The sequence below is a fragment of the Bradyrhizobium sp. USDA 4506 genome (genome assembly GCF_054058795.1).
The window spans coordinates 372,150-393,437 of record NZ_JBSSBM010000001.1; the positions used below are offsets into that span (position 1 = coordinate 372,150).

The following is a 21,288-nucleotide window of genomic DNA, read 5'->3' on the forward strand; positions in this document are numbered from 1 at the left end:
CCATGAATATAGCGTCTTCCGTCATGCATTTGGATCGTGCCTCCTCGTACGCTGCGGCTCGCGTAATCCGTACGTCCGAGGAAGCGCTGACCGTTGCGCGGGAGCTTGCCCCGGCGTTGGCCGCCGGCGCGTCCGAACGCGACAGTGAACGCCGCCTGCCGCACGAGGAGGTCAGGCAATTTGTACAAAGCGGATTGTGGGGCATCGGCATCCGGCCCGAATTCGGGGGAGCCGGGGTTTCGTTCGAAACCATCGTCGAGGTGGTGGTGACCATTTCGGAGGCTGATCCGTCGATTGGGCAGCTTCCGCAGAACAACTACCTGTTGCTCGAGAACCTCAATCGCATCGGCACCGAGGAGCAGAAGCGCTTTTTCTTCGCTGAAGTGTTACGAGGTAAGGTGATCGGCAATGCATTCGCCGAAGCCGGCGGAAGGGATGTGCAGGATATCCGCAGCCGCATCAGCCGAACGGCGAAGGGCCTCAGGCTGAACGCCCATAAGGTCTATTGCACCAACGCCTTGTTTGCGGACTGGATACCCATCTCCGGCGTCGACGATGACGGCAATATCGTTTATGCCTATGTCGAGCGCGATGCCGTCGGTTTATCCGTCGTCGACGACTGGAACGGATTCGGACAACGAACGTCGGCAAGCGGCACGGTGATTGCCGAGGATGTTGCGGTCAATCCAGCGCATGTCGTGGAGCGTCACAAATCGTTTTCCAGCCCAAGCTTGAGCGGTCCCTTTGCTCAACTGTTGCATGCCGCGATCGACCTCGGAATTGCGCGCGCTTCCTTTGCGGAGGCGGTACGGCTTGCGCGCGCGGCGTCGCGTCCCTGGATCGACAGTGGAGTGGAGCGACCGCAGGATGACCCTCATACGATCGCCGCGCTCGGGGATCTGCAAATCAGGGTGCACGCGGCCGGCGCGATGGTGGAGCGGGCAGCTCGCATCACGGATAGTATGAGGGAGCATCATGACGAGGCGGATGTTGCGCGCGCCTCCGTGGCGGTTGCCGAGGCAAAGGTGCTGGCAAATGACACGGCGCTGTTTGCTTCATCCAAGCTATTCGAATTTGGCGGCGCAAGCAGTGCTCGCACAAGCCTCAACCTCGATCGGCATTGGCGCAACGCGCGCACGCATACGCTGCATGATCCGGTGCGTTGGAAGTACCATTTGATCGGAAATTATGTGCTGAACGAACGAAATCCGCCCCTTCATAACTGGGCTTGAGAATGGGGACCACGAGATGATCAGCGGGGTTGGGCCATCAGCCAGAGGTCGGATGCGTCGTAGGTCTGACGATGGGAGGATTTGTGGGATACGAGCAACCAAAGCAAAAACGAGACGCTCATGCTTGGCATGATGTTCACGAAAATTGTCATTCGTGCTCCTAGTCGATTTCGATCCGGGCCAAATACCATCGATGGGATGAGCTTCGGGGCGTAAGTAGTCGGATTTGATTTGCCTGAAATCGGACAGGCAAGACGAATCGGGAGGAGTTCACAATGGCGGGCATATTGCGGGGATCAAATGGCGCTTCACTTCACGCGCTCCGAGTACGAGGCACGACAGCGGCGGCTGCAAAATGAGCTGAGCCGACTTGGCCTGTCGGGGCTTTTGATATTCCGACAGGAGAGCATGTATTGGCTCACCGGCTATGACACATCCGGTTACTCTCAGTTTCAGTGTCTATGGTTCGGTGCTGCCGGCGATATGGTGTTGCTGACGCGTTCTGCCGACATCCGACAGGCCCGGCTGACGTCGACAATCGACGATGTGCGCCTCTGGGTGGATCGGCATGGCGCAAATCCGGCAGAAACGCTATTTGGCGAGATCCGTGATCGCTTCGCCTTCGGCAGCCGGATAGGTGTTGAATATGGCGCCACGACGCTCAATGCGCAGCGCGGCAAGTTGGTGGACGCCGCCTTTGCCAAGGACGCAAAGCTGGAGGATGCGTCGGAGTTGATCTCGGCTCTGCGTCTCATCAAGTCTCCCGCCGAACTAGTCTATGTTCGCGAGGCCGGCCGCATTGCCGATGTGGCATGGCGAAACGGACGGGCCAAGTGCGCACCCGGAAATTCCGAGTCCGACATCCTGACCGAACTGTACGGCACGGTTCTCAAAGCGGGAGGCGATCCGGCGGCGGGACGTTTCGTCTGCGGGGCCGGCGATAACGCCCTGCAGTGTCGCTATTTCACCGGCAAAGGAACGATCGGTGCGATCGATCAGGTGACGGTGGAGTTCGCGGCGGCATATCGTCACTACCATGTGGCCCTCATGCGAACAGCGTTGGTCGGGCAGGCGAGCACCACGCAACATCGCATGTATGCCGCAGCGGTTGAGGCGCTTTCCGCCTGCCAGCAGCGCCTGAAGCCGGGATCTACTTTCGGTGATTTGTTCGATGCTCACGCCGAGGTACTCGATCGCCACGGATTCCAGCACGCGAGACTCAATGCATGCGGCTATAGCCTCGGAAATTCCTATCCACCAACCTGGAAGGAGTGGCCAATGGCCTATGCAGGCAATCCAGTATCCATTGCGCCGGGTATGGTGATCTTCCTGCACATGATCCTTCTCGACAGCGAAGCTGGCCTTGCGATGAGCCTGGGCGAGACGTTCATCGTGACCGATGAAGCACCCGAGCGTCTTTCGACGCTTGATCATTCACTTCCGCTCATCGCGTGAGAGCCTGATATGAGCATCATCAATGGGCAAAGCGTCGAGGTTCGCTCGCTGAGCAAGACCTACGGCTCCACGGTCGCGCTCGATGATCTGTCCCTTACCGTGCGGGCAGGAGAGTTTCTCGCAATTCTTGGTCCGAGCGGATCGGGGAAATCCACCGCTCTGATGACGATCGCCGGGTTCGAATCTGCAGACCGCGGCCAGATCCTGATCGGCAGACAAGCCATCGACCGTGTGCCGGCCCACAGGCGCGGCATCGGTATGGTGTTTCAACGCTATGCGCTATTCCCCCATCTCACCGTCGCAGAGAATCTTGCCTATTCGCTGCGGCGACGGGGCTGTTCCGACCTCGAAATCCGGCAGCGGGTTGCGGCGGCACTCGATCTCGTCAAGCTGACCGGTCTTGGCGCGCGGTCGATTGGCGAACTGTCCGGCGGCCAGCAGCAACGCGTCGCGATCGCGCGAGCGACGATCTCAAGGCCGACGGTGCTTCTGATGGACGAGCCGATGAGTGCGTTGGACAGGAAGCTGCGGCAGCATATGCAGCTCGAACTCAAGCTGCTTCAAAGAGAGCTCGGGACCACCGTTATTCTCGTCACCCATGATCAGGAAGAGGCGATGTCGATGGCAGATCGGATTGCGCTGCTTGATCAAGGCCGCCTTCGTCAGGTGGGTACGCCGGCAGCTCTTTATCATCAGCCGGCCGATGCATTTGTTGCCGACTTCATCGGCCGCACGAATTTCCTGCCGCTTGCCGGCAGCAGTCTGCGCGTCGATGGATTCGCAACGGAACTGGCCCATGCGCTTGCCACGGACAGTCCGAGAACAGGCGCAAGGGCCGGAGTTCGTCCGGAGGACGTCCTGCTCGGCCTCGAGCGCGAGGGTGGCCAAGCGTGCCGCATCATCGAGACAGCCTTCAGCGGCTCGACCCAGACAGTGCTGGTGGAGGCGGGCGGACATCGGTTGATCGCCGAACAGCCCGCGCGCGAGCGTGCCTGGCGGCCGGGCGAGGTGGCCGCGCTACGCTTCCGTACGGGCACCGTTCGTCTATTTGACCAATCGCCGGTCGCAAATCAGGAGAAGTCCCATGCCGCTTAAGCTCTCCCGACGGACATTTCTAGGCGGCGCGGCGCTGGCCGGCGGCGGGCGGTTCACCTTTCCGGCACCAGCCATTGCGGGGTCAACGTTGAAAGGCAGCGGCACCGTGGTCGTCCATGACGGCGGCGGGTCGATGGGGATCGCTCAGCTGAAGGCCTACTCTGAACCTTTCCAAGCGGAAACCGGAATCAAGGTCATTCATCAGCCAGGCGTTGCCTCCGGCGTGCAGTTGGCGACAGTCCTGGCGGGGGCCCCAAAACACGACGTCGCTCTGCTCTCCGGAGGCGCGATCGCTAACTTCGAGAAGGACAAGCTGCTGCTTCCCATTGACTACGACCTCTGGGCGGGCAAGGACAGAGAGGGTTATGACGTCGTTGCGGCCGAGACGAACTACGCACCGGCGATGATCTACTCGATGCTGATTGCGTATGAAGCCGAGAAGTTGGGGAGCCGGACTCCTTCGACTTGGGCCGATCTATGGAATTCGCGGGATTTTCCCGGACGGCGGACACTTGCCGCCGGGACCAATGCCGCAGATGGCGCAACCTATGAGATCGCGCTGCTGGCCGACGGCGTTCCGCCCGAAAAGCTTTATCCGCTGGACTGGAAGCGAGCCTTCCGCAGCCTCGACAATCTGCGAAGCAACGTCGTCAAGTGGTGGGCCAGTGGTGCTGAATCGGTGCAGCTCCAGGTCGATCGACAGGCAACGGTTGGTAGCGCCTGGAATGGGCGCATCGATGGCGCGAACGATCAGGGGGCAAGGATTGGCAAGAGCTGGGACCAGGGCATTCTGCAATGGGCCGCCTGGGCTGTTCCAAAAGGAGCCGAGAGCAGCGAGAACGCACAGAAATACATCGCCTATATGAGCCGCCCGGAGCCTCAGGCGAGATTCTCCGAGCTGATCACCTATGGACCCACCAACGCTCGCGCTTTCGAACACCTCTCGAAACAGCGGGCAGAGTTGATGCCTACCGCGCCTGGGCTCAAAGAGCGGCAGATTGTGCAGGATTATGCCTTCTGGAATGCGGTGGATGCCACCGGAGAAACCGGCCTGCGACGTGCCATCGTAGAGTGGGAACGGTGGGTCGCCGGAGGCTAGCATCGCCAATTTCTCCGGCAGGGGATGCAGACAAGTGAAACGGCTAGCTCTCCCTCTGCCGGGCGTTGCGCTTCTCGCGGCGGGCTACGCCTTGCCAATGGCAATCGTCGTCTGGATGAGCCTGCGGCATCAAGGGCATTGGAGCACTCAAGCATACGCACAGATCGTTCGTGCCCCGGTCTTTTTTGGAATTTTCCTCAAGACCCTCTGGATGGCGTTTTCCGTCACCGGGCTGTGTGCGTTGTTGGGATATCCCTATGCCTATTTCGTCGCGACCCGGATCCGTCGGTATGCCGCTCCGATCATGATGCTGGTGGTGATTCCCTATCTGACCAGCGTCCTGATCCGGTCCTATAGCTGGATCGCGATCCTCGGCAGCTCCGGCATTGTAAACCGGCTTCTCATTTCCATCGGGCTGACGAGCGAGCCGCTGCCGCTGGTCTTCAGCAGCTTTGGCAGCTATGTCGGCATGGTTCACATCCTTCTGCCGATGATGATCCTGCCGCTCTACGGTGCCCTGCGGAGACTTGATCCGGCGTTGATCAAAGCTGCGCAGAGCCTTGGCGGTGGCCCAGCGACCGTCTTCTGGACGGTCGTCTTTCCGCTCTCGCGTCCGGGATTGGCAGCGGGCTGCGCACTGGTCTTTTTGTGTGCCCTTGGCTTTTACATCACGCCAGCCATGCTCGGGGCCCCCGGCGACTACCTGGTGGCCCAGGCGATTGAAGTCCGCGTCTCGACGTTGGCGGATTTCGATTTCGCCGCCGCCCTGGCGTGCATACTGTTTTTTGGGGTCAGCGGGTTTTTGGTCCTGTTTCGCCGAAACGTCGTTCCTCTGGGGCCGGCCGCGAACGATCGATGGCGGTCCGCAGGAACCGGGAGCGGCCTGCGCGGTGCTGCCTGGTATCGGCGAACGGGTATCGATCAGGTGGCGGTGGCGCTCGTCGATTTGTGCGACGCGATGGCTTTTCTCGCCAGTCCTTGTCTTCTGATCCTCTCCGCCTTGGTACTACTGTTCCTGCTGGCACCAATGATCGTCGTCGTCATGATTGCGTTCAGCAATGCGCCCTATCTCGTCTTCCCGCCTCCGGGCTTTTCTACACGTTGGTTTAACTCCCTGCTCGGCGACCAGCGCTGGCGCGACGCCGCAGTGTTCAGCTTCAGTATGGCCGTACTTTCCGCTTCCACGGCATCGCTGGTCGGGACAGCTTATAGCATTTCGGTAACCAGAGGCGCCTTGCGTGCACGCAGGATCATGTGGCTGGCTGCGATTGTCCCGATGATTCTTCCGCAAATCGTGCTTGGTATCGGGTTGTTCTTCCTCGCCGTTGCGCTAAATCTCAACGGCACCATCGTTGGTTTCTGGCTCGGCTTTACCGTGCTAGGATTTCCCTACGTGGTCATTATCATGACCGCTGCCCTGCAAAACAGCGACATCGATGTCGAGCGAGCGGCAGTCGGTTTGGGAGCCACCCCGATGGCAGCATTCTTGACCGTTACGCTGCCACTTCTCATTCCCGCATTGTCCAGCGCTTTCCTCTTCGCCGTCCTCGCCGGGTTCGACGATCTCGTCTTGAGCATGTTCTTGAGCTCGCCGTCCAAAACGCCACTCGCAATGTTGATGTGGCAGGATATTCATCTGGAAATCAGCCCAAAGACAGCCGTGGTCGGCGCGTTCCAATTGGCTGCGCTGTTGGCAGCATCAATGCTCCTGGTGATTCTGAGAAAAGCGAAAGGCACAGGAGAGAAGATCAAAATGATCCGTTCGCGCAAGTCAGAAGATCCGCGCGATACTGCCGCAAGTCCTGCCTCGTGACGGTCAAGTGGCTGGCAAATTCGCCTTTCGTTGCCCTACATCGACGAAGGACCCTGCGGACAGGCCTGGTACAACTTTCATGAAAATTGTGGCGCGCCTGGTACAGTTTTCTTGCGCCCGAAATATGGGTGGTCGTATGAATGTCTCCGAGGCCCTCGAGCGGCGCATGTCGGTCCGCTCCTTCAAGCCCGATCCAGTTTCCAAAGAGCGGGTGCGCTCGCTGCTGGAGAGGGCCCGTCGCTCCCCTTCGGGAGGCAATCTCCAGCCATGGCGCGTCTACGCGCTCACCGGTAGCCCGCTCGATGAACTCAAGAGGCGCGCGAGCGCAAATCCGCTTGGGGAGCCCCCGGAATATCAAATTTATCCAGACTCGCTGTGGGACCCCTATCGGCGCCGACGCTGGGAGTACGGCGAGGATCTCTATGCTGTGATCGGCATTCCGAGGGAAGATCGGGCAGGTCGGCTGCAGCATCTGGCTCGAAACGGGCAGCTATTCGGCGCACCTGTCGGGCTGTTTTTCTGTCTCGACCGAAGGTTCGGCCCACCGCAGTGGGCGGACCTCGGTATCTTTATCCAGACGATGATGCTCCTGGCGGTCGAAGAAGGACTGGCGACCTGTGCACAGGAGTACTGGTCACGCTACCCAAAAACCCTAACGGAATTGCTCGACTTATCCGCCGAGGAATTGGTCTTCTGCGGGATGGCCTTGGGCTTTGCAGACGAAGATCCCATCAACACACTCAGAACCAGGCGAGATCCGATTTCAGATTGGACCGTCCTGCTCGGCTTCAGTTGATTTGAGCCCAATCGTGATATCGATCAAGTGCCCGCATGAGCGACAAAAATCTGTTGCATCGTGTGAGCGTTGAGCGCAGATTCAATTAACTGCATAGATCTTCTAATTATGATTCACGGTCTCTTGGTCGAGGGGACAGCCCAGACGACCGATACCCACGAAACCATCAGCAATATGACCTTGTGTGCTGGGGCGATGCGTAGCAGCGTGCCGACAACACCGCGATCGTTGAACTGTTCGAAGCGAAGCAACGGCAATCCGCCGTCTGAACCACGACAGCCCTTTCCGCTTCCGGGGAGAGGGCGCTTTCTCGCTTGGTTGACGCGTTGCCTGAGTAGATTAGAGGCTTGAAGAGGTCGCGCAGCGGCTTCCTTGGATTCACGAAAGAAATCACCCTCGATCAGGGCCTCAACCCCCGCGAATCCGCCGTCATAAAATGATCCAGCTTGCGCCACTCGATTTCATCGCCGTCAAAGGTCGAGCGAAGCGGACGTCGCGAGGCGCCATCGATATTCCTCATGAGTGTCTCCATCAGAGGCTCTCGCGGTTGGGGAATTTGTGCCAGCTTGCGCTTGTCGATGATGTCGACACCCGACGGATCGACAACGAAGAAACGCGCGCCGGTCTTTGCTGCGTTCATAAGGTCATCGTTGATGTGCTCGTCTTGGAAGCTGTATCCGATGATGACGACCCTCGCGCCATGCAACAGCTTTCTGAACTGCTCACGATACCACGACAGCAGAGGAGAACTGTTGATCCCGGTAACCTTGTTACCGCCGATGATCAGCATCAGATCGGATCGATCCGGCAACGTCCAGTTGCTCGATCCGTGCAGTTTGAAATAAGGTTGATGGCGGTCGGTCACCGAGAAAGAACCATCGATCGGCCTGTACAATCCGGGTGGGAGAGCTTGGTAGACGCCTTCAAATCCGGTTCCGCGCTCCTTGTGATCCCAAAGCAGTTCACGCGTGCGCAGGTGGAGGCCGTCTTGTCCAAGCAAATATTCGAACACCTCGTTGGCGAGCCAGCCGCCCCAATTGCGGCTAAAGCCGGCGCCTGTTAGCAGGATGAGTGGCATGGAAGTTGATTTCGTGTTCCGGTGGGCGATTAGAGGTGGTCAGAATATATCGTATTGGGTTATCTCGCGAGCGCTGTTGCGCTCCGGCAAACCTTTCGTTGCAGTATTCTAGGGACTATTGAAGCCGCCTGCGCAGTGCGCAATCAAGGTGCTGCTGACGTTGACGTTGCCCCGCCATCGGCCTCATCGGGGGAATGACCCGCAATGAAGTCGAGCAGAAATTCGCGACGTACGCGGCGAAGGAAGACAGCGTCCGGACTCGCCTCGCTGCCGCGACCAGCGACGCCGCAGCGTGCGGAGCTAGAACGTTTGCTACGCCTTGTGACCGTCGTCCAGACCGCATTCCTGAGCAATCTAAAGAAAACCCTCACTCTTGATGTCGCTGGACGATCTCAACGCGGAGCTGCTGGCGCTCGAGGTCGAGCTTAGGCAACTGGAGGAGGCGCGGAATGACGCGCTCAAGACAGCCGATGAGCCCACCGCGGAAGCTCCCGGGATGACTATCTCGCCATTGCCGCCGACCTCGAAGTTCTAGCCGCCGAAAAGCGCGCTGAAGTCGCGGAGATAAAAGCGAAGCGCGTCTTTCTGGTCGGCCGTGAGCCGACTTACCCTCAGGCCCCCAATCAACTCGGCTTGTTCGAGAGTCGTCGAACAGCCGTCGGGGTGTCTCTAACCGAGTCGAAGCAGCAGCGTGCGGAACGACATGAGTGGAAATCATCAATATCACGGACAAATACCACCCTTCTTATATTTGGGAATCCTTTCGCTCGCTGAAAGCGATGCATGCGTTCTCGATCCAATTCGTCAAGAACGTAGCGGATCTGTATGACGGCCTGACGCGCCGCAGGAACATTGACCGTAATAGTTCGGGCTTCTCGCTAGATGATGCTCCCATTCTTGGTCTCCTCATGCCGGATACGCGCCTCTTCCAGGCGTTCGATAACCTGCAAGTGGTGAATACCGCCGCCAAGGCGCGCTAACGGCTGTATTGGAAGAGTAACGATACACGCCCTGCCAGAATCTTGCGCTCTTGGCGATTGATGATCGCCGCCCCCCAAAGTTCTTTCCGTCGCTTGTTGACGAAAGGGAAGCTGCGGGAGAATATTTTTGGAAGGATATAATGGGATGACTGCAGCCGTTGCCGTCACAGAAAGCGGGCTACCGTTCGGGTTGAACGCCATGGAGTCGTTCCGTTCGCACTTGCTCGGTCTGTTCTCATCGCGAATTGATGGGGCCATAAACGTTCCGGATGTTCGGAAGATCGCGCAGCGTAGCGGACACGAAGAAACTGAATAGCGCGACCTGATGGAAGCCGTGCTGCGATTATCGATCGGCTGCGCGAACTTGACTGCGCCTGGGCGATCGTACGAAGCGTACCTTGCGAATGTGGAGTGGGTGACCCGCCGCGTATTTGAAGAGCGCTGTTGGTCTTTTTCCGTTAGATCGCTCGGCCCGGGTGCAGTTGCAGGAGGTCCTCGCCGCCCAACGTTCGATCATGTTTCCGGCACGCCATATCGAACTTGTTCTGCAGGTTGCTGTCCTGCCGGCGGCATTGAGCGGCGACAACGAGGATTTAGATTTTAAATGGTGGACTATAGCCAGTGTTTTAACCGGCCGGACGAATGGCATGCTCTGACGCATGAAACCTCGCGCGCTGCTGGCCTGGAACGTCCGTCGGATCCGCCTGAAACGCGGTATTTCGCAAGAGAAATTGGCTCGCGCGGCCGGGATCGACCGCTCCTACTTGGCCGGTCTTGAGCGGCAATCGAAAAACCCGACGATTGATGTTCTTGACAGCATCGCCGAAAAGCTCGGCGTCCAGCCGTCCGAGCTTTTTGCCGAGCCGTCTAACCATGCGGACACTCTGAAGACATCACCCAAGCGACCTAAGCCAGCACATCTGCATCGTAAAAGGCAGTAGCCATTCATATAATGCAAGCCTCCGGTGTTTTAGCGCCAGAGCAAGCGATCTCCCGACTCCCAGTACGCGTCTAAAGCCCTTTCAATAGCATAAGTACGGTTAACGGGCGTGTCCAAACGACTCACAATATTGCCATCGCACTCGTGGTTATAGGAGGAAGGCCGCTCGAACGGCCCCTTTTTCTTCTCGTTATTTGAGACGGACGCGGGAAGTGGTCCTCGCGAACGACGCCGATAGCTAAACCGTCGTGCTGACTGATACTGTCCTGTCGCGCTCAAGATCGGAGTTGAAGATGGACAGCGAAATATTCGCGCGACTGCTCGTGCAGAAACTCACCCTCGTAGGATTGATCAAGCTCCTCGATCACAAGGAAATAGTCAGCAAGGACCTCATCATCCGGTTTCTGGAGGACGTAGCCGCCAACAGTGACGCCGCAACGGCGAAGTTGTCTCCCCTGCTCGCTGACAGCGTCGACGCCATGATTGCTTCGATTAGGGAGACCCAGCCATGGAAGCCGATCGTGATCCCTGGCGGCAAGCAGTGAGCTTAGGCTCGGCCCGTCAGCAAGAACGTACATGGAAGACCGATGCTGCGCCAGGCCGGACAGAAGGGGCCGCGAGGCGCAACGCGAAAGATCGCCAAATCAATGAATTGCGCTCGCGCATGCCGCGCTCTTCCGCGGTTCGTCGAACCGATTGTCCGTTTCGTACAGCGGTTTCCACTGCGGAATAATCGATGCCCCATTGCGTGGTACCTCAGCACCGATCACCGAGACATCAATCGGTCCAAATGCCGTGCAATAGACGGTTGGTGCAACCGTTGAGGAAAGCACGATGTGCGAGATTCCGTCTGATCCAAAAGTCGCTGCCACCGCACCGGCGGAGGAGATGCTCACGCCCTATGACCACGACCATGCGGTAACGTACCTGCGCATGCTGGACGCTGACGCTGAAGGCGCTGACTGGCGAGAAGTCGTGGAAATCGTGCTGCGCATCGACCCCAAAGGCGAACCTGATCGTGCCAGGCTTGCGTACGAAACGCACCTTGCAAGAGCCAAGTGGATGAGCAAACGCGGTTACAAGCTACTGCTGAGGCACGGCTAGCCTGTGGCAAACTAACCTATTGTGATTTTGGCATAAGCGGCCCCGCGATGTCGGTTAGCGTGCCGTGCGAAGCGCGCGCGATCGTCCTTCATCCCATATTCTCTCTCGAACACGGCGATATCGATACCAGCGAAAATTCTTGGAGTGCGACCGGGTTCTGACCGGTGCCGAGGTCCTATCAGAAGCCGTAAGATCGTTCAGCCCAGCGCAGCAGTACGCGCGCGTCCCGATCGGGTAAGACCACGCGCTGGTCACGCAGGCCCTTGGCGATTGCTTGACCAACCTCTGGCTCAACCCGGTTACCATGGGTCATCAGGAAGAACCAGCCAAATGGGACCCCGGCCTCACGGTCGATGGCTTCGACGCGATCCATCAGGATATGGACCGAGGCGTCGCCAGCGATGAACCTTTCTTCCGGCAGATGCAACGGGCGCGGCACGAATCCGATTTCGCGCGTGCATTTATCGTCGTAGTCGTAAATGTCGAGCGCCCAGTGCGCGTAGACACGCTCGGCCGAAGCGCTGGATTCTTCCCAATCCTGGAAGAAACGAATCTCCCGTGGCACGTAGTCGAACCAGTCCGGCACCAACTCCAGGAACGGCGTCTCGGTCGTGCCCTCCCGCGTCACTTCCCGCACCACGCGGCGCTCCATCTCCGTCCGCTGCGCGTCGCGCTTCTCGCGCTCGAGGCGCGCGCGCCGCGTCAGGAAACTCCGGACATGGACGACGCTGCTGCCCGCGTGCCCCAGCATCCGAAAAAGCGGGCCGGCGATAACCCTGTCGTCGGGCATATCGTCGTGCGTGATCCACGACGCATCGAGTAGTTCGTCCTTGCTCCAAGGGCAGTATTTCGGATTGGCGATCGGCCCGGCGCGCCATTCAACTTCCCGGCCGAGACGGATTTGCACATAGTCCGCCGCGCCCGATCCAGTCGGCGCGAAGGCGTACACGGTGTTGCCGTGCCATTCCGAAATCTGAAGGCCGCTCTCGCGCAATCGAGTCCAAAGTGCGCGAATGTCGCCGTTGTCCTTGGCAAGCTCGGCTTCCATCCACGGCCGGTATTCTGCGATCCGTGTTCCGTCCGCGGCGATCACCGAGCGCTTGTCGCGCCAATACTGATCGTCGATGTTCGCCGTCGAAAATGAGAAACCAGGGAACGCGGCAGTTAGCGCGGCGGCCAGCGCCGCTTCGTCAGCACCGGCCGGAAGACGTGCGAGAACCGTCTCGATCGAAGCGGGATCGGGCAGTCGCACCGGGATGTTCTCTGGAGCCTCAGCCATGCCTTGATCCTATCATTGTGGCCTGTCGAGTCTTGCTGGTTTTTCGTCCGAGCCGGTTCGCGATCGTCAAGAACAGATCGAGATTTCGCCGGGTGCGCCGGCGATGAGCTCCTTGTAGGTTGCGCTCCTCACGAGTGATCCTCCACTGCGTCGTTAGGCTCGAGCAAGGGCCTGAGAAAGTCCTGCATCCAGATCGGCATAGCTGAAAGACCCGCACGGAGATCGTCGCGAATCTTCTTTCCATGCTGCGGGTTGGTGAACAGCCTGTTGAGGCTGTTCTTTATCGCGCGTCGATCGTCATCCCCCGCCCATCTTGTCCTGCATCCAATAGAGCGCCTGAACGACGCGCATGCCTGGACGTCCCGCCCAATAAAGACGGCTGGGTGCCGCCGACTTGAAATGGATCACCTGCTTTCCAAGCCTGATCGGCTTTAGGCGAGCGTCGACCAGAACCTCGATGCGTGCCGGCACGGCCGTGGTGAGGCCGAGATCATTCGCGGCAGTCATCCCATCGACCACGACACGGGCCTGGTCGCGGCGCGCCACAGCTCTGATGACCGCGCGATAGTCGGGGACCGTCAGCTTGCCTGTGATGTTGCTCCTTCGCGGCCGGTCGTAAAGTCCGCGGTCGATGCGGCGCAACTCACCAGCCGCGACCAGGCGCTGCAACGTCTTGTCGACGGCCGCGCGGCTGCCGAGATCCGCGAAGTCGCCGGGTGTCCATACTCTGTCGGTGTCATCTCGATGCGGGCAACAAGTCGCGGCCGGATGTCTGTGGTCGCTCGATTAAGCATGTCCGAAATATGATGCAAAGTTCGGTCAGAGCAAGGATGTCCATGTCCGAACCATGCGGCATTCTTCGGACGTGTGGTTCCTTTCCGCAGAACTCATGATTTGAACTGGACCCGTCGAGGTCGTAACGGGTTGATATGGCCCGGATAAATTGACATGTGGGCCCATGAGCGTGCTTACTGTCCTCAGTCCTAGGACGGAGGACACTCACGGAACCATGAAGAGCCAAGATATTGTCGTCCTGCTGAAGCTCGTGTGCTTGCAGGATTATGAGCGCGCAGCCGGGATAGATCCCTTCCGCAAGGACGGCGAAGACCCGTACTCGGTGCGGGGCCTCGAGGCCTCCCTCGGAATCAGCAAAACGGAAATCGCCGCCTCGATCAAGCGCAGCCTTGCATCAGCCATGGCAATCAAGGACCGGATGACCGGCCGCCCGGATCCCAATCGCAGGAACCTGCGCGACTTCATCACCTACGGGCTGAAGTTCGTCTTTCCGGCAAAGCCTGGTCCCATGCAGCGTGGCGCGCCGACAGCCTTCGCCGCCTCGGTTCTGAAGGACTCACTCTACAGCGCGGGCAACCTGAATCCACGTTTGGCCCTATGCGCGCGGATGCGAGATGGGCCTACAGTCTCACCATCGCGGCTTGGTCAATTGGAGGCTGGCAGGTGGGAATGTCGCTGCGATTGACCGCGAAGTCGGCCTTCCATTCGGCTGGTTTTTTCTAATGACGCACGGCAATCGCGTCGATCCGACGGTCCTTCAGGATATGGACCGAGGCCTCGTCGGCGTTGAGCCTTTCTTCCGGCAGACGCAGCGGACGCGGCACGAACCCGACCTCATGTGTGCCGTTATCGTCGTAGTCGTAAATGTCGAGCGCCCAATGCGCATAGACAATTTCTTGATCCTATCATCGTGCCCTATTAGGGGTGCGTTCGATCTCTTTCATTGACGTCAGGACGTGCTCGAACCGAGGGGCGTTGCCGAAGATCATTGACGTCACGTTCGCATAGTTCCGCACCAGCTCGTCGATCATTGCCGCGGTCGGTATGAGTGCGTACGATCCAGTCACAGCCGAAGGATGTCCGAAATATGAAGCAATTTTCGGACATAGGCCTTCTCCCTCGAGAACACCCGGTGCCCCGGAACTGTTTGGGGGCTAGATCCGGGTCACGGGATGCGGTCGAGGGTGTCGGACGTCGGGTTAACATCCTGTACTTGGCCCTTTCTCTTCGTAGTCTTGTCAATCTTATGGGCTGGGCACTCTCGTACATCATAGAGTGAGAAAGTCGAATCCTTGAGATGAGGCACTATCGGCCAGTGATCAGATAGAATACCGCGCACAGCAAAACATGCCGCATTGGCGATATCAGTCGGCGTCGCGAGGTCGGCATTTTGATCAAGGGCCCAAACACCACAAGCGACAAGCGCTCGGCGGACAAATCCTGAGCATGTAGGAGTAACTGGGCGATAGGACGAACGTTGCCGGCCGGCTTTGCGTGCCAACATTCCGCCCTGTATCGTTGCGCGCAGAGCGGCGAGAAGACCATACGAGCCCTTCTGACCTTCGAGGAACAAGATTAGATTCTTCTGTGAGCTTTTCTCTCGAAGAAAATGATGACTGAGAACGACGACATATTCATAGTTCTCGACGTATTTTCGGATTGGACGCGTTCCGATGCCGCTGGGCATAGACTCATGAGCTAAATTATAGTTACCCACGATGGCGGCGTGAGTGAATGGGCCGTGAGTGGCTGTTTGAATTAGGTGCGAGATTAGTCCACGCTTCCCCACACAGAGCAGAACGTCACCTATCTCTACATCTGATGGTTTTAGTCGTTTTCGGTCCGGTTGCTGGCCAACAAAGCTAATACCATCACAATACACATATCTATCCCACATCCAAAACAACCATCGTCGCGGTTCGATGTCGGGCAAAACCGCTCGTGGGATGTTCTCTTTTCGCTTCGATAGGTCCGAACGATGGGGCATGTAAATGACCTGACTATCTTTGCTGAACGATGATCGGGGACTCCCGTCCGAAATGGGCTGGCGCGAATGGATGCGAGGCTATGAGAGTATGTCCTCGATCTCTCGCCGCTGGTCGACATGTTTCGCCGGGTTCTGCTCCTTCAGCTTCGCGATGTTGAGCAGCTTCCAGCGAACGGCCGGGAGCTTTGCGGCCTGAGGTAGGCCGATCGCCTCGAAGTCCGGCTCGCCATCGTGCAACGACAGCAAGAAGCGCATCGCCTTCTCGTCTAGCCGCGCGAGGAGATTGGCCGTCAGCTTCAGTCTTACTGCCTTCAATTCATCCAGGCGGACGGTTTCGATCGTCATCCCTTGGAACTCCTTCACGAAGGCTTCGTCGAGCATCGCTAAGGAAGGCTTGACCAGTTCGTGCGGCGGCCGGCCGGAGCTGGCGACGTAAATGAGGAACGTGCGAAACAGCGCGTCAGTCAGACCTTCGTTCTCGTAGAGCAGCTTCACGTCAAACAGATCGCGCGGATGTTGGCGGTCAACCGCCGCATGCAGCTTTCCGCCGAACAGATCTTCGAACGAGACGACTTGCATCTCGGCAAAACCGAAGGTCTCTTCGACCAACTGACTGACACGCCGTATCTCCGGCGTGTGGACCGTTCCTCGCGCGACGGGCGACGTCTCGATCTTGATCTCGGCGTTGCCTTGCCGGACGAGGACACGCGTGTCGTTGTTGCCGCCGCCCGCAATCCTCTGGACTGTGACGCCGCGGAGACTGCGCTGCAGATCCTCGCGAATGCGTTCGAGCGTCGCGTCGATGCCTTTCAACGTCGTCTCGCGATCCTCGATCGGGAGATAGACGAGATCGATATCGACCGACAGCCGCGGCATGTCCCGGTAGAAGAGGTTGATCGCCGTCCCACCCTTGAGCGCGAAGGCGTTGTGACGGGCGATGAAGGGAAGGGTCCGCACCAGCAGTTCGACCTGCCGCATATATTGCTCACGCGCCATGCGGGGGCTCCTTCGGCATGAGATCGTTTGGAATCGTGACGCGGTACACGGGGTGGAGCCGGCCGCCTGGGCTTAACGCCCGGTCACCCTTGCCGAGATCGACCGCCGAGCTGTCGATGTGCCTGCGCCAGGCATGATTGTGCTTGTCGGCATAGACGAAGAAGAGGCGCTTGGTTTTCACGCTTCGGCACTGGGCCAGCAGCGTCCTCAGCAGTTTTGGGCGCAGATTGGCGAGGCTTTCGAACACCATGTCGATCGTGTGGAAGCTCTCGCCTTTCGGGAGCTCGTCGAGCATCTCGAGGATTGCACGTTCGGGGGACGACATCGGTATCGGCCAGCGCCACGGGTTCTGCGCGAGCCCCGGGTCATCGTCATTCGAGAGGCTGAAATCGGAATTCTCGATGCCGACGGTATCATCACCAAATAGGGCGTTGCTCCTGACCACCACGCGTGCGTCGGTGTGCAGTTTCGACAGCCATGCGGGAACGTCGGCGCCATAAAGATAGAGCGCGAATTCGCCGCCGAACGAAAGATAGTGCGTATGGCCGCGCAGGGAGAGAGCACTGGCCCCACCGACATGAAATCTGTGCCGCATGAGCCAGAGGGCCGAGAGCAGAGGGATCTTCCATCCGATGCTCGCTTCCGGAGGCGTGTCCGGCATGAATGGACGGCGGTACAGGCCCGTCATCACGGGTTCGAGCCAACCCTGTTTGACGTAACCGGAGACGGACTGCCGCGAGATGGCGTGACGGCTCATCCAGCCCGTATCCACGAGGAACCCCGGGGGAACCGCCTGCAGAAGCAACTTTAGCTTTTTTGTTTTTTGTCCATTCATGCTGGACATTATGGCATAAATTCAAATTTTACGTGAGTGGAAACTTTATATATCTCGATATTTGTCAATTATTAGTTGTCGAAACGTATTTCTCTCAAAGTTAGGAAAGATGTCCCCCTTTCGGGCCGAGCTGTTGGCTACGCCGAAGCCCCTGATGGGTCTTCCCCATCCGGGCCGTCCGTCCCTGACGCAGGGGCCTCGTTGCGGGACACCGTTGATGGGAAGCGAGTGAAGGCCGTCAGGATCTCCAGTCGCGGCTCTGGCCTAAATTTATATCCAAACTTTGGTCAGTGGCGTCCGATAGCTCTCATTTCCTCCCGAAAGCACCCGTTGCCAAACCAATTCCAGCGGATGAAGCGGGCGGGGAAGTATTGTTGGGCGGCCCCTCCCTGCCGGTCGGTCACGCTCTACCCGCAAGCATGCGCTTGCGGCCGGAGCCGCAAAGCGTCTCCGCCTTTCGGGTGACGATCGTTGCCGCTTACTGCTTCCGATGCTGAATGGATGTCCGCGGCGCCGGCGAATTGAACGGCAGCGCCGATATCACTTGCCGTCGCCAACCCATTTCCTCGCTTTGACCTGATCCGTGATGCGGGACCAACAGCCGAGGGCGATGCCGCTGAATTGCGGCCGGGGAAAAACGCGCGAGAGGGCGCTGACCATTCGGAGCAAGCCCCGACCCCGCTCTCCATGGATGGCTTTCCTGGTCCTCCGTCCGGCCTTCCACGATCAACCCGCAAGGGGTCGGCTATGCGAGCATGCCGCCGCTGCGCCTTCGGCTGCGCGGTGATCGCGGCCGGTTGAGGACACTGACGGACGCCATCGAGCGGGGATCGGCCTCGCTCACGATGGAGCCCTCACATGTCGCACGATCTTTCCCTCGCCCAGTCCAACGCCTTCGAGCTCGCCCGCACCCTGATGGTCCCGGTCACGCTCTTCAAGGTCGACGGCGAATACGGCGTGATGCCGAGCGACGAACTCGACGATGCCGATGTCCTCGTGATGCACGAATACGATCCCTACCAGTTCAGCCCGGCTCATTGAGCCGGGTTTTCCCTTGGGTGCCGCTCGCGAGCGGGCGGCCGCAAGGGAGGCTGCGCCGCGGCTGGCGGCCGCGACGACGTCGTGTGCCCCGTAAGATTCATCAATTGCCAGCCGCGCCCTTGCCCCCTTCGCTCTTCGCGGCAGGGGCGAGCGGGTCCCGCAAAGTGCGGGAAATGAGAAATTCAAGCGGGAAAGGCCCAGTGCAGCAGCGCCGGGAATCGGAGATGGAAAAGAAGGATATCGAAGAGCTGAAGAATCGCGTGGCTTGCGCCGCCGTGCTCGAGAAGGCCGGATTTGCGATCGATCTGAAGGAGAGCACGCGCAAAGCTGTCAAATATCGTCGTGGCGGCGACATCATCATCGTGATCCATGAAGGAAGAGGCTGGTTCGACGCACTGTCCGACGCCAGAGGCGACGTGTTCTCGCTGGTGGAGCATCTCGACCGCATCGCGTTTCCCGAAGTGCTGCGGCGAGTGTCCGACCTGGTCGGCTTTGTGCCAACGGAGCCCATTTGGTCCCGAGAATCCCGCGTGCACGATCCTGCTGCTGCTGCTGATCGCTGGCGCGCGCGGCGCAAGCCTCGGCGAGGGTCGCTGACCTGGCGATATCTGCGCGACGAGCGCGGCATTCCGGAAGCCATCATCCACGCTGTAATTAGGCATGACCGGTTGCGCGAAGGCCCTCACGGCAGCATGTGGGCGGCGCATCTCGACAATGACGGCATGGTCACCGGCTGGGAAGAGCGCGGTCCGCAATGGCGCGGCTTCGCCAGCGGCGGCGACAAGGTGCTGTTCCGCTTCGGACCGGCGGACACGACCCGGCTCTGCATCACCGAGGCCGCGATCGACGCCATGAGCCTGGCGGCGATCGAAGACCAGCGGCCGGATACTCATTATCTGAGCACCGGCGGCGGCTGGGCGCCGGCCACGGCCGCCGCCATTCGAGCGCTGAGCGCGCGGCCTGGTGCGCGGCTCGTCGCGGCGACCGATAACAATCGGCAGGGAGAGGTCTATGCCGATCGCCTCGCGGCCATCGCGCAGCAGGTGGGCTGCGACTATGACCGCCTGCGGCCGGCGACGGAGGACTGGAATGACCAGCTGCAAAAATAGAGTATCCGGCAAATTTGGTCGTATGAGGACGCCGATGGTTGAACTGGACGAGCTTGCGAAGGCTATGCGGACGGTGACGATGGCCTTGGACCACCCACTGGTGGACAAGCACATCCACTTTCACAACAGGGTCATGGTGCACAGCGGCGACGTTTTCCGCGGAAACCGTAGCAGGCACTTCGTTCGGCGGATGGAAAAGGGTGGCCGATTCTACGTCCGGATGGGCAAACGCGGTGAGTGCAAGCGCTATATCGAGCGCTGCGAAGTCACCTTTATTTACGGCGAGCCGACGCTGTACGAATATCGCCTAAAGAGCGATACATGACGGAATCCTGCGTTTGCGGTCTTTCACCCGTCCCGGACTTCTGCAGGAGAGGACGCCGGTGGGCTTGGCGCACCATCGATCGCGACGATGTGCCTGCTCACGTCCGCATTTCGATAGGCGCTTTCGGAGACACCGGAGGCTGGGCCTCTATATTAGCCCGCTACGGCTGTTTTGGACGCGGCGGGCTTGTCCAGTCGGTGCAATAGGCCCCAAAATGGTTGTGAACGGATTGCTTCCAAGGACTCCACTCCTTAACCGGTTTTGTCCATTCTCCGGCAAATCGTTTGGGGAATCGTTTGCCACTTTTCAATAGGCTGCGAGAAAGGCCAGTCAAGCGGTAGGGAGACCACCCGTAGACAGATCACTATTGCGATCGTGATTGCGCCGCCGCTGGTGCTCATCGGTGCCATATGGTGGGTGGCGGTCCGCTTCCGTCCACGCCAACCGGAGACGAGCGCTTCGCGCTATTAAGGGACCAGGCCCGGCGTTGGGCGGCACGGAGGCGACGAATGACCTTCAGTAAACATCAGTTCAGGGTCGAGCTGCGGCGGCTGATCGAAAAGCACATCAGCTCGTCGAGCACGTTCGAAGACTATGTCCTGATCACCGAAGAGCTTGAAGAGGCGCTGGATAGGCTCGACCTCGAGTCCGAGAAGTTCCCGGACGAGGAGGTCGACGCCTGCGAATTGTAGCCAGCGCTTCGTGTCGATCTTCAGCTACTCCCTGCTGCCGAGGGCTCAGCGCTGGTGGCCGAGCCCGATGCCGAGCTGGTGGGCCTTGGCCCGAAGCGCCGGCACCGTACGCTTCATCTGCTTCGAGATCTTGGCGATCGGCGTCTTGGCCTTCGAGTGAGCCTTGAGCGCCTTCAGATCATCCTTGGTGTATTCCCGTCGAAATGAGTGGCTTCTTCTGTTTGGAGTTTGGCATAGAATCCCTAATGAATGGACGAAAGAGCGGCCCCGAAGTGTCTGAGCTTTGGCCAAGGCCGCCGCCCGTCCACATATCATACGGGCTGGTGATGACCAGCCTGCGACTCACGTTCCGCAAACGTGGCCTGCAAATTGCCGCGTTGACAATCACGATTCACCGCAGACGCTTCGCGTCAGGTGTGCTGATGGGAGCTGAACGTGGTCTTCAGGCAAGAACTTCGACGCCTGATCGACCGACACATCGGCCCATCAAGCCAGTTCAAGAAGCTACATCGAGATAATCCAGGAGATGCACTGCGCAGGATCGGGTTAGAGCGGAGGGTGACAAGGCAGGCGGTTTCTCGCCAGTGGATATGGATGGGGTCGAGCGGTAGATGAACTGATCAGGTGATCACAAGCT

The 21,288-nt window shown here is 59.2% G+C and carries 23 protein-coding genes; 17 read left to right on the forward strand and 6 right to left on the reverse strand.

Annotation, left to right across the window (positions count from 1 at the left end; all coding sequences use genetic code 11):
* Window positions 1-2 precede the first annotated feature (2 nt).
* From ACVIHF_RS01650 to ACVIHF_RS01675, 6 genes are all read left to right on the forward strand, one after another.
* A complete protein-coding gene (locus tag ACVIHF_RS01650) occupies window positions 3-1,232 on the forward strand; it encodes an SfnB family sulfur acquisition oxidoreductase (RefSeq protein WP_253610127.1) in 1,230 nt (409 codons plus the stop codon).
* Between the two features lie 300 nt (window positions 1,233-1,532).
* Entirely contained in the window at window positions 1,533-2,687 is a 1,155-nt protein-coding gene (locus tag ACVIHF_RS01655) for a M24 family metallopeptidase (RefSeq protein WP_456791475.1), read from the forward strand.
* 9 nt (window positions 2,688-2,696) lie between these two features.
* The gene (locus tag ACVIHF_RS01660; protein ID WP_253610129.1) at window positions 2,697-3,782 is read left to right on the forward strand and encodes an ABC transporter ATP-binding protein; all 1,086 of its coding nucleotides are present in this window, start codon (window positions 2,697-2,699) and stop codon (window positions 3,780-3,782) included.
* Window positions 3,772-4,881 (forward strand): polyamine ABC transporter substrate-binding protein, encoded by a 1,110-nt coding sequence (locus ACVIHF_RS01665; protein ID WP_456791476.1) that lies wholly within the window; start codon window positions 3,772-3,774, stop codon window positions 4,879-4,881. Before ACVIHF_RS01660 ends, ACVIHF_RS01665 begins: the two co-directional genes overlap by 11 nt.
* A 34-nt stretch (window positions 4,882-4,915) precedes the next feature.
* On the forward strand, window positions 4,916-6,694 hold the full coding sequence (locus ACVIHF_RS01670) for an ABC transporter permease subunit (RefSeq protein ID WP_456791477.1): 1,779 nt from the start codon (window positions 4,916-4,918) through the stop codon (window positions 6,692-6,694).
* 79 nt (window positions 6,695-6,773) lie between these two features.
* On the forward strand, window positions 6,774-7,490 hold the full coding sequence (locus ACVIHF_RS01675) for a nitroreductase (RefSeq protein ID WP_253610132.1): 717 nt from the start codon (window positions 6,774-6,776) through the stop codon (window positions 7,488-7,490).
* Window positions 7,491-7,890: 400 nt separating this feature from the next.
* Here ACVIHF_RS01675 and ACVIHF_RS01680 read toward each other — a convergent pair whose 3' ends face one another.
* The gene (locus ACVIHF_RS01680) at window positions 7,891-8,568 is read right to left on the reverse strand and encodes an SIR2 family protein (protein WP_253610133.1); all 678 of its coding nucleotides are present in this window, start codon (window positions 8,566-8,568) and stop codon (window positions 7,891-7,893) included.
* A gap of 376 nt (window positions 8,569-8,944) precedes the next feature.
* Between ACVIHF_RS01680 and ACVIHF_RS01685 the strand changes: the two genes are divergently transcribed.
* The 6 genes from ACVIHF_RS01685 to ACVIHF_RS01710 all read left to right on the forward strand — a co-directional run bounded on the left by ACVIHF_RS01685 (window position 8,945) and on the right by ACVIHF_RS01710 (window position 11,592).
* Window positions 8,945-9,103 (forward strand): hypothetical protein, encoded by a 159-nt coding sequence (locus ACVIHF_RS01685; RefSeq protein WP_253610134.1) that lies wholly within the window; start codon window positions 8,945-8,947, stop codon window positions 9,101-9,103.
* 172 nt (window positions 9,104-9,275) lie between these two features.
* Window positions 9,276-9,548 (forward strand): hypothetical protein, encoded by a 273-nt coding sequence (locus tag ACVIHF_RS01690; protein WP_253610135.1) that lies wholly within the window; start codon window positions 9,276-9,278, stop codon window positions 9,546-9,548.
* Window positions 9,549-9,979: 431 nt separating this feature from the next.
* Window positions 9,980-10,204 carry a hypothetical protein gene (locus ACVIHF_RS01695; protein ID WP_253610136.1) on the forward strand — a complete coding sequence of 75 codons (225 nt, stop codon included), beginning with the start codon at window positions 9,980-9,982 and terminating at the stop codon, window positions 10,202-10,204.
* Window positions 10,205-10,207: 3 nt separating this feature from the next.
* Entirely contained in the window at window positions 10,208-10,489 is a 282-nt protein-coding gene (locus ACVIHF_RS01700; protein WP_253610137.1) for a helix-turn-helix domain-containing protein, read from the forward strand.
* A gap of 292 nt (window positions 10,490-10,781) precedes the next feature.
* Window positions 10,782-11,033: a hypothetical protein gene (locus tag ACVIHF_RS01705; RefSeq protein ID WP_253610138.1), complete on the forward strand. Its 252-nt coding sequence runs from the start codon at window positions 10,782-10,784 to the stop codon at window positions 11,031-11,033.
* A gap of 289 nt (window positions 11,034-11,322) precedes the next feature.
* Window positions 11,323-11,592 carry a DNA -binding domain-containing protein gene (locus ACVIHF_RS01710; RefSeq protein WP_253610139.1) on the forward strand — a complete coding sequence of 90 codons (270 nt, stop codon included), beginning with the start codon at window positions 11,323-11,325 and terminating at the stop codon, window positions 11,590-11,592.
* 178 nt (window positions 11,593-11,770) lie between these two features.
* Here the strand turns inward: ACVIHF_RS01710 and ACVIHF_RS01715 are convergent, their stop codons facing one another.
* On the reverse strand, window positions 11,771-12,871 hold the full coding sequence (locus ACVIHF_RS01715) for a hypothetical protein (protein ID WP_253610140.1): 1,101 nt from the start codon (window positions 12,869-12,871) through the stop codon (window positions 11,771-11,773).
* 297 nt (window positions 12,872-13,168) lie between these two features.
* Window positions 13,169-13,540, reverse strand: coding sequence for a DUF6088 family protein (locus ACVIHF_RS01720; protein ID WP_253610141.1), 372 nt, complete (start codon window positions 13,538-13,540; stop codon window positions 13,169-13,171).
* 340 nt (window positions 13,541-13,880) lie between these two features.
* Between ACVIHF_RS01720 and ACVIHF_RS01725 the strand changes: the two genes are divergently transcribed.
* Window positions 13,881-14,351 (forward strand): hypothetical protein, encoded by a 471-nt coding sequence (locus ACVIHF_RS01725; protein WP_253610142.1) that lies wholly within the window; start codon window positions 13,881-13,883, stop codon window positions 14,349-14,351.
* Window positions 14,352-15,731: 1,380 nt separating this feature from the next.
* Here ACVIHF_RS01725 and ACVIHF_RS01730 read toward each other — a convergent pair.
* Both ACVIHF_RS01730 and ACVIHF_RS01735 read right to left on the reverse strand, forming a co-directional pair.
* Entirely contained in the window at window positions 15,732-16,649 is a 918-nt protein-coding gene (locus ACVIHF_RS01730; RefSeq protein ID WP_456791478.1) for a nucleotidyl transferase AbiEii/AbiGii toxin family protein, read from the reverse strand.
* The gene (locus tag ACVIHF_RS01735) at window positions 16,639-17,493 is read right to left on the reverse strand and encodes a type IV toxin-antitoxin system AbiEi family antitoxin domain-containing protein (RefSeq protein WP_309145183.1); all 855 of its coding nucleotides are present in this window, start codon (window positions 17,491-17,493) and stop codon (window positions 16,639-16,641) included. Before ACVIHF_RS01735 ends, ACVIHF_RS01730 begins: the two co-directional genes overlap by 11 nt.
* An 849-nt stretch (window positions 17,494-18,342) precedes the next feature.
* On the opposite strand from ACVIHF_RS01735, the gene ACVIHF_RS01740 reads away from it, so the two are divergent.
* The 4 genes from ACVIHF_RS01740 to ACVIHF_RS01755 all read left to right on the forward strand — a co-directional run bounded on the left by ACVIHF_RS01740 (window position 18,343) and on the right by ACVIHF_RS01755 (window position 20,651).
* Window positions 18,343-18,525, forward strand: coding sequence for a hypothetical protein (locus ACVIHF_RS01740; RefSeq protein WP_253610145.1), 183 nt, complete (start codon window positions 18,343-18,345; stop codon window positions 18,523-18,525).
* 224 nt (window positions 18,526-18,749) lie between these two features.
* Window positions 18,750-19,634: a DUF3991 and TOPRIM domain-containing protein gene (locus tag ACVIHF_RS01745; RefSeq protein WP_253610610.1), complete on the forward strand. Its 885-nt coding sequence runs from the start codon at window positions 18,750-18,752 to the stop codon at window positions 19,632-19,634.
* 34 nt (window positions 19,635-19,668) lie between these two features.
* A complete protein-coding gene (locus tag ACVIHF_RS01750; RefSeq protein WP_253610146.1) occupies window positions 19,669-19,959 on the forward strand; it encodes a hypothetical protein in 291 nt (96 codons plus the stop codon).
* A gap of 509 nt (window positions 19,960-20,468) precedes the next feature.
* Window positions 20,469-20,651: a hypothetical protein gene (locus ACVIHF_RS01755; RefSeq protein ID WP_253610147.1), complete on the forward strand. Its 183-nt coding sequence runs from the start codon at window positions 20,469-20,471 to the stop codon at window positions 20,649-20,651.
* A 45-nt stretch (window positions 20,652-20,696) separates the two neighbouring features.
* Here the strand turns inward: ACVIHF_RS01755 and ACVIHF_RS01760 are convergent, their stop codons facing one another.
* On the reverse strand, window positions 20,697-20,891 hold the full coding sequence (locus ACVIHF_RS01760) for a hypothetical protein (protein WP_456791503.1): 195 nt from the start codon (window positions 20,889-20,891) through the stop codon (window positions 20,697-20,699).
* Between the last annotated feature and the right edge of the window lie 397 nt (window positions 20,892-21,288).